This window comes from Shewanella sp. MR-4, assembly GCF_000014685.1.
Taxonomy (GTDB): domain Bacteria; phylum Pseudomonadota; class Gammaproteobacteria; order Enterobacterales; family Shewanellaceae; genus Shewanella.
The window spans coordinates 3,270,353-3,284,286 of sequence record NC_008321.1 but is presented as its reverse complement, the minus strand read 5'-3'; the positions used below and the strand labels follow the sequence as shown (position 1 = coordinate 3,284,286).

The 13,934-nt window shown below is 47.5% G+C and carries 12 protein-coding genes; 5 read left to right on the top strand and 7 right to left on the bottom strand.

What is annotated here, in order from left to right; all coding sequences use genetic code 11:
- Window positions 1-86 precede the first annotated feature (86 nt).
- A complete protein-coding gene (locus tag SHEWMR4_RS14440) occupies window positions 87-608 on the top strand; it encodes a DUF3087 domain-containing protein (protein WP_011623500.1) in 522 nt (173 codons plus the stop codon).
- A 143-nt stretch (window positions 609-751) separates the two neighbouring features.
- Here SHEWMR4_RS14440 and SHEWMR4_RS14435 read toward each other — a convergent pair whose 3' ends face one another.
- On the bottom strand, window positions 752-2,296 hold the full coding sequence (locus tag SHEWMR4_RS14435) for an MFS transporter (protein ID WP_011623499.1): 1,545 nt from the start codon (window positions 2,294-2,296) through the stop codon (window positions 752-754).
- A gap of 418 nt (window positions 2,297-2,714) precedes the next feature.
- Here SHEWMR4_RS14435 and SHEWMR4_RS14430 point away from each other — a divergent pair, with 418 nt between their 5' ends.
- Together SHEWMR4_RS14430 and SHEWMR4_RS14425 are read left to right on the top strand one after the other, a co-directional pair.
- Window positions 2,715-4,067: an MATE family efflux transporter gene (locus SHEWMR4_RS14430; protein ID WP_011623498.1), complete on the top strand. Its 1,353-nt coding sequence runs from the start codon at window positions 2,715-2,717 to the stop codon at window positions 4,065-4,067.
- Between the two features lie 228 nt (window positions 4,068-4,295).
- Window positions 4,296-5,807 (top strand): hypothetical protein, encoded by a 1,512-nt coding sequence (locus SHEWMR4_RS14425; protein ID WP_011623497.1) that lies wholly within the window; start codon window positions 4,296-4,298, stop codon window positions 5,805-5,807.
- 225 nt (window positions 5,808-6,032) lie between these two features.
- Here the strand turns inward: SHEWMR4_RS14425 and SHEWMR4_RS14420 are convergent, their stop codons facing one another.
- From SHEWMR4_RS14420 to SHEWMR4_RS14400, 5 genes are read right to left on the bottom strand one after another with little or no spacing between them, the layout of a single operon-like run.
- The gene (locus SHEWMR4_RS14420) at window positions 6,033-6,449 is read right to left on the bottom strand and encodes an ion channel (protein WP_011623496.1); all 417 of its coding nucleotides are present in this window, start codon (window positions 6,447-6,449) and stop codon (window positions 6,033-6,035) included.
- Window position 6,450: 1 nt separating this feature from the next.
- Window positions 6,451-7,476, bottom strand: a complete 1,026-nt coding sequence (locus SHEWMR4_RS14415) for a DUF2955 domain-containing protein (protein WP_011623495.1) — start codon at window positions 7,474-7,476, stop codon at window positions 6,451-6,453.
- Window positions 7,477-7,484: 8 nt separating this feature from the next.
- Window positions 7,485-8,579, bottom strand: a complete 1,095-nt coding sequence (locus SHEWMR4_RS14410; protein ID WP_011623494.1) for an HlyD family secretion protein — start codon at window positions 8,577-8,579, stop codon at window positions 7,485-7,487.
- A complete protein-coding gene (locus SHEWMR4_RS14405; RefSeq protein ID WP_011623493.1) occupies window positions 8,572-10,125 on the bottom strand; it encodes an efflux transporter outer membrane subunit in 1,554 nt (517 codons plus the stop codon). Before SHEWMR4_RS14405 ends, SHEWMR4_RS14410 begins: the two co-directional genes overlap by 8 nt.
- A complete protein-coding gene (locus tag SHEWMR4_RS14400; RefSeq protein ID WP_011623492.1) occupies window positions 10,115-11,224 on the bottom strand; it encodes an AI-2E family transporter in 1,110 nt (369 codons plus the stop codon). The genes SHEWMR4_RS14405 and SHEWMR4_RS14400 overlap by 11 nt, the downstream gene beginning before the upstream one ends.
- 900 nt (window positions 11,225-12,124) lie before the next feature.
- On the opposite strand from SHEWMR4_RS14400, the gene SHEWMR4_RS14395 reads away from it, so the two are divergent.
- Window positions 12,125-12,592, top strand: coding sequence for a hypothetical protein (locus SHEWMR4_RS14395; protein ID WP_011623491.1), 468 nt, complete (start codon window positions 12,125-12,127; stop codon window positions 12,590-12,592).
- Between the two features lie 146 nt (window positions 12,593-12,738).
- On the top strand, window positions 12,739-13,092 hold the full coding sequence (locus SHEWMR4_RS14390; RefSeq protein WP_011623490.1) for a DUF1428 domain-containing protein: 354 nt from the start codon (window positions 12,739-12,741) through the stop codon (window positions 13,090-13,092).
- Window positions 13,093-13,363: 271 nt separating this feature from the next.
- Here SHEWMR4_RS14390 and SHEWMR4_RS14385 read toward each other — a convergent pair whose 3' ends face one another.
- A complete protein-coding gene (locus tag SHEWMR4_RS14385) occupies window positions 13,364-13,933 on the bottom strand; it encodes a LutC/YkgG family protein (protein WP_011623489.1) in 570 nt (189 codons plus the stop codon).
- Window position 13,934: the final 1 nt, after the last annotated feature.

Here is a 13,934-nt window from a genome sequence, read left to right as displayed (position 1 = left end):
ATCTACAACGCGGATATTCAGGCAGGCTCAAGCAATCTGAGGTATGCTGCGCCGCCAATGGGTATTTTTCGATAAGAAGTGAGCAAATGAAGTTACAGCAAGTCGATAAAACGGTTTACCGAAGTAATATGAACCTGTTTATGGTGGTTTTAGTCTTGGGGTTGATAATCAGCTCCCTCGGGTTTGGTGCTGGACTTATCGCACTCTTTGGTGTCGAGGCTGTGCCCGGTGAGCCAACGGGGAATTTCCATTGGAATCTACTCGGGGTGATTTTGGCGGTATTACTCAGTAGCGCCATAGTGTATCAGCTTAAGACTCAGCCCTTTTTTAAGGAAATTTATTATGTGTGGCAGTTAAAGCAACTGCAAAATCGCATTTATCGAAAGTTGAATAAAATCCGAGCTGCGGCGACGAATAATGATATAAACGCCCTGATTACAATGCTGTTTTACTTCACCAGTTTACGACAGGTTTACCTGCTGGATGATAATACTTTAACTTTATCGTCCCTCGATAAGGAACTCACTGAGCTGCAAGCACAATGTGATGCCTTGGGTTTAACTCTGTCAGCAGAACAGTTTGAGGTAACACTGTTAGCTGGCTTTTAATGGTTTCGGTCAAACATCCAATAAAAAAGTGAGTGCATGTACACTCACTTTTTTAGGACTCACTTTTTAGAACTCACTTTTTACATAAGCCTATTGGAGCGAGATCTTATGCCTCATATTGCGCCCCTGAAGGCCTCAATCCATTAGTGCGCGGCTTGCTGCGCCCTTTGCAGCGACAGTAACCACTTACCATAGATATAAATCCCTACAGCCGAAATGGTGCCGATCGCGGCGATAATATACCAAGCCATACCGATATTATGGCTGTGATAGAGCAGCTGAGTCAGATCATGGGCGTTTTCGCCGGTATAGCTCACCAAGGTGGTAAAGGCTTCCCCTTGTGGAATGGCATTCACATCCGCTGAGCTCATGCCACGCTCGAGTAATAACTCGCGTGAAAACAACTCTTTAGAGGCAAAAATCTCATAGAGTTTAGGGCCAAAATAGCCTTCTAAGCCCCAACCAATCCCTTGCGGCAGCATCACAAAACCAAGGTACATGGCTTTTTTACCTTCGGGGGCAATGTTACCCATAAACTCGTTTTTCTTAGGGCTGATCATCATCTCGCCGATGGAGAACATGGCAATGGCGAACACGATAAACCAAGCGGCATGGAAGGCGCCGATAAACACAAAGGCCAAGATACTGAGTAAACAGCCAATCAGCATCGCCGTGGTGATGCGGTATTTGGCGGTCAGCGCGGCAATTAAAAAGCAGCTGGTCATAATCAGGCCGGCGTTGAGGTTCAGCATGCCTTCTGGCATCACCTTAGTGCCTTCGTTATTTAACCCGAGCCAGAACTGTAAAATGCCGTTGCTGGTGCCTTCGCTACCAAACAGACTGGTGACGATCACGCTGGTATCGACCCACTCGGAGATGTGGATCGGCAGTACGTCAAACAGGGCGTTAAAGAGGAACCAAAAGCCTGAAAACACTAGCATGTAATAAATCACGATAGGTTTTTTAAGCTCATGCCAAGCGTCGCGCCAAAGCGCTTCTTGCTTAATTTCGCCGGATTTAATTTGCTGATTGCGTGCAACGCGCTCGGCCTTACCCGGCTCGGTATACGTCAATAAGAACAAGAAGTTTAGCGAGATAATCGCGGCGCAGGCATAAAACACATTATCCCAAGAAAGCTGGCGCATATGCACGGCAACCAATGGCCCTAAGAAGCCACCGATATTCACGACTTGGTAAAATATCCCCCAAGCCATGGAAGTGTTATTGCGATTGGTGGAGAGCACTAAGGTGCCTTGAATACCGGGTTTAAATATCCCAGTGCCGATGGCGAGTAACAGTGCCCCCGATAAGAAGCCCCAAAAGGTGGGGAAAAACGCCATGGTGAGGTAGCCCATGATTTTAATCACGGTAGAGCCGAAAATTGTTTCCTTGTAGCCGACCCTATCTGAAATCCCGCCGGTAAACACGGGCACAAAGGTCTGCATAATGGCCCAGAGCGAGATAATGATGCCATAGTCGCTGAGGCTGATCCCCAGACCGCCCGCCGACTCGGGGGCTTTGGCGTATAAGCCCGCACTGGCTTTGACACCGTAATAGGCGATACGCTCGACCAGCTCCATACCGCCCACTAACCAAAAAATATAACTTAGGCTAGTGATCGAGGCCCACATGCCTAACTGCTTGACTTCGCGCAGATCATTCTCTGCATTTGGACTGCTGTGACTCATGTCCTTCCCTTTATTATTGTTATTGAATTTAATTCCACTAATTCATTATTAATTAAATGGTTAACGCAATTGCTTGGGCAAATAACGCCGTAATAATTAACCGATTTCGGGCAATTTAAGCCTACACTTTACCTAATTAAGGGTTAAATACCAAAAAAGTAGTGAAAAATGATGACTTTCACCACATCTGTTATTAAGTGATGCTTGCTTGTTGCAATCACGGAATAAATATGTGCTAGCAGTAAGGTATTGTGATGATTAGTTTTTGTTACAAGTTTATCCCGTTAAACGCGATTGGTATTAAGGTAAAATTTAGGTACAATCCACTGCCGCATTTTTGTTCATCCTTTATTTCTCTGTGTAATACCACCAGAACAAGCTGAGTGCGCGCCCGCCTTTATTTTTGTGAGATTAGGTTATGACTGCTATTTCCGCTGCCGCAACGGACCAACGCCTGCTGCAAGAGCCGATTTCAAAGCTTTTTTGGCGCTACACTATTCCAACGATCGCCTCCATGCTGGTGACTGGGGTGTATGTCACCATTGATGGTATCTTCGTTGGCCATTACCTCGGCGAAACTGGATTGGCGGGCATGATGTTGGCCTATCCCGTGGGCGCGATTCTCTATGCTGTCGGCGCCATGATAGGCATGGGCAGCGCGGCGTTAGTCTCGATTAACTTAGGGCAAGGTAATGTCACCAAGGCGCGTAAGTTGCTCGGCAATGCCTTTAGCTTGTGTTTACTGGCGGGGGCATTTTTTGCCTTAGTCGGCGGGATCTTTTCTCGGGATATTTTAATTGCCCTCGGCGCCGAGGGGGAGATACTCGAAAACGCTAACGAATACCTGTTCTGGTATTTTGCCTTATGTCATTTCCCTATTATTTCAATGGCATTTACCACCTTGCTGCGTAACGATGGTCGCCCATCTATGGTGACCTTTGTGCTGATCTTAGGTGGCGTGCTGAACACCTTTTTAGATTGGCTGTTTATTGTGGTGTTTCCCTTCGGCTTGGCCGGGGCGGCGATTGCCACCATGTTGTCGCAGGCCGTGACTGGGCTGCTCTGTTTGCAGCATTTCTTTGGGGCGCGCACTCAGCTCAAAATCAATCTTGAGCAGATGAAGCTAAAGCTCGACAACTGCCTCAATATTGCCCGTGTTGGCCTGCCAAGCTTTTTGATGAACCTGTATTTGTCGATCGTATTGACCCTGCATAACACCGCATTTTTATGGGTCGGTGGCCCTCTGCATGTGGCGGCATACGGGGTTGTGAGTTACACCGAAGCGTTTTTCTATCTGATTTTTGAAGGCATTGCCCTCGGTACTCAACCGATTTACAGCTTTAATGCTGGGGCAGGGCGCTTCGACAGGGTTAAACAGGCACGCAATATCGCCTTTGGCATGACACTACTCACCGCTGCACTTGGCTTAGTGTTGATTTATTCCCGCCCCGAATGGTTGGTGTACCTGTTTGCCGGTGACAACCCAAGCTTAACGCCGGTCGCGATTGAAGGAATGCGTTGGTATTTCTGGGGCTTACCTATGGAAGGCTTGATTCTTGTGGGCGCCAGTTTCTTCCAGGCGATTAACTGTGCTAAGCAGGCATCGATACTCACTGGGGCGAAATTGCTGCTTATCGCCGCCATTATCTATTGTTTTGCCTGGGCCTTTGGCGTGATTGGCGTGTGGGTGTCGCTCGCGACCTGTAGCACTATGCTGGTGATTTGGATGTTTATCGCGATGGGGCGGCTCCAAGTGAACGCTAAAGTCTGATGTTATTCACGCATTATCTTTACCTTCGAAACCGACTTAGTACTGGCATGTCGGCATGCGCTCTGTTACATTTCGCTGGTTTAATCCCAGCTTAAATTTAGTGCAGTTTTTAGCGTGTTTTTTATCACTAAAATACGGCTGCCGACTGACGGTAAAAGCGTGCGGATAGGATAGAATTCTGGGCCTTTTCAGGCTCGTCGTTTGTTATTTATGTTTTATGAGGCTCTTATGCGCACCGCTGCAGTCATCTCTATGCTGTTGTTTGGCGTGTTAACCAGTGTTAATGCCAGTGCCAAGGATAATGAGCTAGTGTTTGCTAGCGATTTTGAGGGTAACCGCTTATCCCAACCTTGGTCTTGGATCATGGGCTGCCAATTTGAGGGCGCGGAGCCCCACAGTGGTGAGAGCGCATTATTATGTGCCGAAGGCAATAGCAGTATCGTCAGTAAATTCCCTGTCTCCGAAGCGGGCCTGTTGGAGTTTTGGGTCAAGACCCAAAATATCCAAACCCAATATCGGATCAATGTACTCACATCGCCAGTATTAAAACTGGATGCCCAGTGGCAGCATGTGGCGCTTATTGATATCACCCCAGCAACAACCGAATATTTAGCCCACAGGGTGTCGATTGACGATCCGAGCCGCCAATATATTCGCCTCGATATCGAAGCCATTAATGGCCCCATCAGTTTGGATGACTTAACCCTAGATAAAATTCGCCTCGATATTGCGCTGCAAAAGAACGAGCAAAAAATCATTGGCGGCATTTTAGATAAGCTTAAAGAAGACAAAAACTACGAGGTTCAGGCCGAATCCTTTAGAACCCTAGGTAAAAACTACGCCGCTCAGCTCGAAAGCCAAAGACAGTACCTCGAATATTCCAATGCGATATACTCGAGCATCACCTTTGTTTTGGCGACCTCTGAACGTAATAAAATGTCTAACCCATTGGGTTATAACACCTTTAGGTCGGTATTAACCGATGCTAAGCGTGTAGCATCGCCGATCCAACAGGCGCGTTTAGGCTCTATGGTCAAACCCTTTGGTGACTTAGCCACCGCCACTTTAAATGTGGTGAGTGCGGGCGCTTATTCGGCATTTGCCGAACCCTTTAAATCCTTCCTTGCGGCCACTTTTGACCGCTCAAACTATGACAATAGCGACCTAAGCCGCAGTGATAAAAAGTTTGCCGAGGAAAATGGCCTTAAGATTTATCAGCAGGCCGAGCGTTTTATGGCCGAAATCGAGAAAGAGCTGCAACAGGTGACGGCGCTCGATAACGATTTAGTCACTATGCAGAAGAACTTAGATACGTTCCGTAAGGATTTAGATAAGCATCTGCGTAGCTACCTGCAACATGCCAGCATTGCTCGTACCCCCGAAAATTACAGTAAGGTGATGAGCAAAGATGAGCAAACGCGGGCGCAGATTATGGCCGACGTGAATGCCAATATCAGCGCCAAGGCCGATGCCTTATTAGCCGCAAATAGCAATGCCGAGCTGGTGCAGTACATGATTAAAACCACTGAAAAGATGGATGAGTTTCAGGAGTTTAAAGAGCGCTTCAATCAAATCACTTCGGCGATGTTAACCTTCTACGATCGCTTCGAGCGCTCGATTGCCGCCGAGCAAAACCCCTTCACCGACCCCAGCGATAGGGCGGTATGGGAACAACATGCCCAAAGTGCACGCAACTATATTCGTCAATCGAAGGAAGCCTTTACTAAGGCCTTTATGTAGCGACCGGTTGAGGAGATTTGTACTGGCTTATTGCCAATAGTTAAGGTGTTAAGAGCGGTATTAAACTCTGTTTTCACGCAATAACGGTTAAATCATTTATGCAGGTATCAATCGAAAATGGCAGCGTGGGTATCTATACGCTGCCATTTTTTATGGTCGCTATTTAGCTAAAAATTGAGTGCGAGAAACAATTTTTAGCCCTTATTTGAGTCTTACGATCCAACCTTATGGATTATTTTTCTGCACATATTGCTGTAAAACCGCCAACGTGGAGGCGCCCGATAAACCTATCATCAGGGCACCATTCACGGCTTCAATTGGACCAAGGAGCTTCCATTTTTCGCTCATCACAATATCGCCATATCCCAATGTCGCGAAGTTGACTCCAGAGTGATAAATGGCTTCATGGAGTGTGTCGAACTCGCCTAAAAACAGAAACAAGCTACCCCAAGCGACAATCTGTAAAAGATTGCCCAGTATCACAATCGTGGTGATGCCAAACAAGCCTAATACTCCGGCAGTGAAGCTTTCGTGGTCCCGTACCCGTTTTTTGTAAAAACGGATACACCACATAGTGGCAAGAGATTGCAGTAACATATTGATTAATATGATGGGTAAGCCAACCACTAATGCTGATATCATTTTATTCTCCAACAGGGGATTCTGCGGCGGGCCGGCCAGCGGGCCATCGCTGCTCGAGTACCATAAAGCAAAGCCAACCATAACCAGCGACTAACAAATACAGACCACAGCGCATCGCGGCGGCCAACCACACATCTTTACCATTCGCGCTATCGGCGATCGCAGGCCCAAATAAGATGAGGGCGGTGATCCAACTATTACTCCAAAACGAAGGAGGAAAGCCCGTAGGGACTAATTGGATCAACCGTTGTGCTAGCCATATCGTCATCAGGCTAAGTAGCAGAACAAGCATTAAGAGCGAAGGCCAAATGCTTAATCCCATCCACAACGCGAATGCCAGTAGGGCGCCCATCAGGGTGGATAGCACCAACTCCTTACCCGCTTGCTTTGCGTTCAGTAGGGTACTTTGTTGTGCCAGCATCACAGTCTTCATCACCGCGGGGATATAAAACGCCGGATCGCTGAGTGCGAGTAACCACACTGGGATGACAATAATCGTGGCGCGTAGCGCCAGTCTTTTGGGGTGTTCTGGAGGCGATAGTACAGGCTGTTTTGCGGCTGTTAAGGGGGCGGGGGGGAAAAGGGCATGGGCGATGCCATTGACTAAAGTGCCAATTAATACCCCGATAGCAATCAACTGTGCGATAGCGAGTGCTAATGCTTGCTCTATTAACCCTGCCACAGGAATGAGCGTAATGGCCATCGTCAGTAACATGGCTAGCACGCCTTTACCAGTGACCGACATGAGCATCAAAAAGTACAGTAGTAACGCCACTAAAAGCACTGCGGCTAAGGTGTAATAGCTCAATAGGGGAACTAGCAATACGCCGGCAGTCATGATGAGCGACAAGAGCGCGCCACCGATAATGCCCTTTTTTAAACTCAGCGCCTCGCCGGGGCGGCATAAAATGACCCATGCCATAATACAACCAAGATGTGGCATAGGTAGCCCTAAACCAAAACACACAAACACAGTTAATGCGGTGCCAAGGCTAATTCTGAGTACTGCGCTGTCGGCGTGATGCATGTCTGGCCTCAATACAGGTATGAGAAGAGACTCATGATCCGGATATAGAGGGCGCCGAGTGGGTTCATCAGGCTATGTTCTTCGGTATACACCAAAATATCCGCCTGACCTCCAACCCGTAAGCTCGCCGCTGGCGGCATATCATCCGATGAGAACGACACTTTTACCGGGAATCGTTGTGCTTGCCTGAGCCAATCGCGGCTATTGCTGACCGTTGGCAGTGAACCCACCGCCTGCTTTTTACCATCGTCTACCCCATAGCCGATACTGCGTATTTGTCCGCGAAACAGCTGTCCTGGTCTGCTGTCGAGCAAGATAGCGACGCTGTCACCCACTTGAATATTCCCTAGGTTGTTTTCGGTTAACTCTGCTGAAATCCACACATCGTGAATGGCAATGAGGGTCATTGCGGGCGCGCCAGCGTTGATAAATTGCCCCACATCGGTATTTAAGTCTGTGATCACGCCGCGACTTGGTGCGACAACATGGGTATTTTGCCTATCGCGCTCGGCTTTGTGCACCGCCGAGCGGGCACTTAATAGTTGAGAGTTGTTTTCGCCATTGACCCCCGCGGCCTCAATGGCACGCCTGACATCGGCTTCGGCTGCCGAAACTTGGCTACTGGCGGTTTCTCGCGATGCCTGTGCTATTTCGAGTCGGCGTACCGAAATGGCGCCAGGGTCTTGGCGATAGAGGCGCTCCTGCCGCTCTGCATCTTTAACGGCATTACTGTAAGAGGCTCGCATGGCTTGTAATTTTGCTTCTGCCGCTTTCACACCTTCGTTATTGGCTTTAACGCTATTTAGCACTGTCTCATAGTCAGATTTTGCCTTAGCAAGCGCAATATCATAGGGTTCAGGATCGATATCAAATAAGGGATCGCCCTCGGCAACATCCTGATTATCTTGTACATACACTTTCAAGATCTGCCCTGTGACTTCAGTCGCAATCGGCACCACAAAAGCTTGAACCCTAGCCTGCGAGCTATAGGGGGTCATTCTGTCGGCCAAAAGATACCAGATCAATAAGATTACTATGCTTGTCAGAAGACCAAGGGTGGCATATTTACTGGCCTTTCCTGGCGTTGGAGTACTGTCAGTCATTCACAATTCCCTTTTGAATAGTCGATGTTGGCTGAGGATCTGCTGGAGTACCCGCTTTGGGCTTAACTACATCTAGTAACGGCAGCCATTCATCACGCTTACGAAGCTTTTTATCTACCTCTGGACTCACTAATGGGCGTTGTCGCCCTTGCTCCCATCCACCGCCGAGCGCTTTGTAAAGGGTGATGAGATTGCCAATATGGGCGCCGCGACTGTTTACGAGCCGTTCTTGTTGGCTAAAGAGGGCGCGTTGAGAATCGAGCACACGCTGGAAATCTGCCATGCCTTCACGATATTGAGTGTTGGCAATCTCGAGTGAGCGACTCGCGGCTTCACCTGTTTGCGTTAGTAAAGTAATTTCCGTTGCGCTATTGGCAAAGGCAATGGCGGCATCATCGACTTCCCGCGCCGCTTTAAACACTGTCTCACGGTAGACTTCGTGTAATTGCTCAAAGCGTGCATCTTGCACCAAGATTTGATTGGTCAACCGACCGCTGTCGAGGATATTCCAGCTAATCGATGGCCCCACACCCCAAGAGAAAATACTGTGGCCGCTGCCCGTGGCATTTAATCCTAGCGTGCCAGCCAAGGTGATAGAGGGATACAAATCGCTCTCGGCAATCCCAATCTGCCCTGATTGGGTCGCGAGCTGGCGCTCGGCGGTGCGTACATCAGGGCGCCGTCGTAATAAATCGGCAGGCATCTCAGTGACTAATGCCAATTGCCCCTGTGGGATCACGCCGGTATTGCTCGCCATTTCGGGAAGTGGCCCCGGCGCTCTGGCCAGTAGTGTGCTGAGGGCATTTTGGCTGTGGCGCAGATTCGTCTCTAATGTCGGAATCGTCGAAAGAGTGCCTAAATACTGGGTCTTAGCCTGTTGCACGTCCAGCTCGGCGGTGTTGCCGCTGTGAAACTGGTGCTGAGTGATTTCTAAACTACGTTTTTGGATTTGGGCATTATCATGGGCAATTTGCAGCCGCGCCTCTAGGGTGCGAATGGTGACGTACAGCTGTGCCACTTGAGCAATCATCAACACTTGCACATCATCATATTGGGCGATAGTGGCAAAGTAGTTTGCATCGGCCGATTCGATACCTCGCTGGAATTTACCCCAAAAATCGAGTTCCCAGCCAAGATTGAATGCTGCGCCGTAACTGCTGCCCGAGGTGCTGTTGCCGCTTTGGGTTTGACCTGCGCCAAGCCATTGGGCAGTGGCTTGGGTTAACTGAGGATTGCGCAGACTCTCGGCTATCCCTAATTGTGCTTGCGCTTCGAGTATCCGCAAGCCTGCAATCCGCACATCCGGATTTTTCAGCAATGCCTCGTCAATCAAGCTGCTGAGCACAGGATCCTGAAGTTGCGACCACCATTGCTGATAATCGCTGGCCGATGGCGCCGCGCTAAATAACTGCGAACTGGCGCTCTGCCAGGTTTGGATCTCTGGCACTTCTGGCTGTTGATAGTCTGGGCCTAGCACGGTACAGCCGCTGAGCAGAGCGCAAGCCCCGCCAATCACTAAGCGGGGAACCAAACGATCAATTATCATCTTGCTCTCTCAACGGCTCTTCGAGACCTTCGTCCACCCAAGCCATAAAGATGCGATAGCCGATAGACAGGAGCGTAGCGCCGATAAACATCCCTAAGATCCCGCTGGTAGCCATACCACCGAGGGCTCCTATCAGAACGACAGGCATGGGGGCATCGACTCCGCGGCCCAACAGTATGGGTTTGAGCACGTTATCCACCGCACCCGCAAGAATCAGCAACACTGTATAGATAATGCTGCCTACCGTGCCGTTGTCGCCAGTCATCCAGATATAAGCTATCGCTGGAAGAGTCACTAATAGCGCGGGAACTTGTGCAATCCCTAATACCAAGACCAAGATAAAGAAGATACCCACCAAAGGGATACCAGCAAGGGTCATAACAATACCGACCAGCAATGCCTGAATAAAGGCAACACCTATGACACCAAGGGCCACGGCGCGAATGGTTGTCGAACATATGTTGATCAGTTTTGCACCGCGCTCAGGGCCAGCAATCCGAGTGGCGATACGAGCAGAACTTTGTGCACCAGCGCGGCCATACGCCATCATGATGCCAGCGATGATGAAGGAAAACATGCTCATCAATAAACTGCCACTGATGCTCGCCAATGCATGAATGACTTGCTTTGTTACTTCGCCTAAGTGCGGTTGTAAACTTTTGACTAACGAGGGTAAATCGGTCGATGCTTTCTGCCAAACGTCATAAATTTTTGCTCCAACAAAGGGAATATTGGCAATGCTTTCCTTTGGTGCGGGGACTTCAAGGGTGTTTTGATTGACGCGTTCAACCAAGCTACCCATATTATCGGTCATGGAACTAACCATAGTAATGGTAGGTAAAACTAATACCATTAACCCTACTACAATCAATAAAGTAGCGGCTCGGCCCTGCTTATCATTAAGTCGCTTGGCGATACGTTGATGAAAGGGATAAATGACCACGGCTAAAATGACAGCCCAGAGCATTATATTTAAAAACGGGGAGAAGATGGTGTAGCAGAAGGACGCTAGCGCTAGGAGCATGCCAAACTTAATAAACATGTCCAAAAACTTAGTGACGATACGATTTTCAATCGCGATTAATTCGTTGTTTTCCATTCCGTTGTTACCTCAACGAGTTATAAACCTATAACTTGAATCATCTGTATTGCTACAGAACGGCAGATCCATGATGTTAATGTGTTGGTGAAGACGATTGGTACCTAATAGCGACAAACCAGCCGTAACGCTATTTAATGTGTTAAACGTTATGCTTTTACTGTTTTGAATCCTCACTCTAACGATCAACTTTTTGTATGTTACATATTAGTCCATGTTTATAAAGAAGTTGGCTTTGTTTCATAATTAAAGTGTGAGGGGGCTAACATTAATAAGAGCGTTCACTAAGTTGAGCATGCTGACATGCCGGTGATAGATTTTAGTTTGCTAATCTCGCCAGCGAGTCTGATGCAAAAAAACTGAGTTAAATACGGCTGGTGTTTTTCCCAGAGGAGCTAACTCTTTGGCGTAGGGAAATGTCAGGCGGAAAGTTTTAAGGAATCTGAAGGCTGTAAGGATTGACCTAGCCTAGAACGGAGTTGTCCTAAGCTAATGTTCGATGTAAACCTTGCCATTCTTCTCCCTAAATGATTAAAGGCATCACATCAGGCAAATGGAAAGACGAGCATTAGGGGAAATCCATCATTTTTACCTCAGCCCCATTGTTTAACTCTTCAACTGATTAGTGCGCAAACTGGCGCGCGTCATATTTAAATTGATTCGTTTAAAGTGTGTGTCACTCCACTTTGGTGTGCGTTAAATCAACTTCATATCTAAATTAATTACTTATGTGGCGGATGATTCATTAATCGGTGTGGAAAACGCACATGCACGCTTTCCCTATGGTGTATTTGATTAAATGTTGATAGGTTGTTTTTAATACAGATAGTTAACTGTGCGTGTTTTCACTGGTCGACTGAGGTAAACGCGCATGCGCACTAATAAGATGTTAACTAAAACATGAATGAATTCGCACCTGAGTACACAAAAAAAGAAAAAATGATACTCATGCTCAAGCATGCAGCTTGGGCTATTCCCTTGTTAGTAATTACGAAATATTGGTTTTTTCCTTGGTTTGAAGTGTACACAGAAAATGCACATTGCTACAGGTACGGAAATATAACGGGAACCGAAGTTGTGTTTTACGGTTTGTTCGTTGGTCTGCCTCTTTTATCTGCAATCTTGGTGTTTTTAGTCGAAGGCCCGAATTGCATAAAAATTCTACGTTATGGGCAAAGTCCATTACCCGGTGAAAAAGTATTTAAGCCAACTAAATACGTTTATGGCTTTCGCGCAAAATTAAAGCCACTACTCTTATTTATTGCCTTGGCTTGCTTTATTGGCCTGTCCGTAAAAGGTATATATTCTGCAAATCAAACGATTAATATGGTAAATCCTAAAGAATTGCCTACATGCAAATCAAGTTAACAAGGCATTGCGCCTAACGAATTGTCAGTAGCATTGCCGCGCGAAGTTTACTGCAACGCGCCACTTAACCATCCGTAGGTTGCGCAACCTTATGTGCTCTTGCATCTTTGGGCTATGGTTATAACTTCACTGAAAGGAGTTTAGTTATGTCATATGTCGATGGATTTGTAGTGGCAGTACCAACAGCGAATAAAGAGCTGTACATGGCACACATTGAAATAGCAGCAGAAATGTTCAAAGATTTTGGAGCCTTAAAGGTTGTGGAAACTTGGGGAAGTGAAGTCCCAGATGGTGAAGTAACATCATTTCCAATGGCAGTTAAAGCTCAAGACAACGAAACCGTCGTGTTCTCTTGGATTATCTGGCCTTCAAAAGAAGTCCGTGACTCTGCTTGGCAACGCATAATGGATGACCCTCGAATGAGCCCCGAAAATAACCCCATGCCATTTGATGGTAAGCGCATCATTTATGGCGGTTTTGATGTGATTTTGGACAAATAGTGAGTGCGCACATAGCTATACAAGCATGTAAGTGTGATTCCCTGCGCTTAGCATTTTTAGTTCAAGGTTGGATTTGATATTTACGGTGCAATGGTTGAGCTTTGGTGGCAGGGTTACTTGCACCTAATGTGGTGTTAAGTCATATAGGTTTTTATCCGAAACCCACCGACCAGAACTATTTTATTTTGTCTAAGTATTTGTAATGCAAAGATTTATTCTAATAAAAAGCCGCCCATTAAAGGCGGCTTTTGTAGGTTTAACCTCTTAGCAATTAAACCAGATACACATTTAAGCTACAGGCACCGTGGGCACCGACGACGAGGGCTTGCTCGATATCGGCGGTTTTTGAAGGGCCTGCGATAAAGACGCCAAACTCACCCGCATCTAAGGTAATGTCCTTGGCTGCTTGATGCATGTTCGGCACAATCTTAGTGCTAGGTAGCGCTAAGATCAGGTTTTCACAGATAAAAGGTGTTACTCTGTGGCCTAAGTTCTTGTTGTTGACCCAAATGGCACCATTTTCGGCAACGCCAACGTCTCCTGGGATCACTGCATAATCGATATCCCTGAGCTCGTGTGCCGTTGGTGGTACTTCACGATTTGCCGTGACGCCTTCAACCAGTGAGATGACCTGCAAGCCTTGGGCGACAAGCTCATCCACTTTGGCTTGCAGTGCGGCTAGGCCGCCTTCGCGGTGCAGTGTGCCGGCCACGGTTTTTAGATTGGTTTCAAACTGACCTACCAGATCTTCCACCCGCGGGGTGACATCGATGCTTGGCATAGGATGGTTTGTTAAAGCCGACAGTTTGAGCGCATTGAGAATTTCGTGCTTACTGGACATC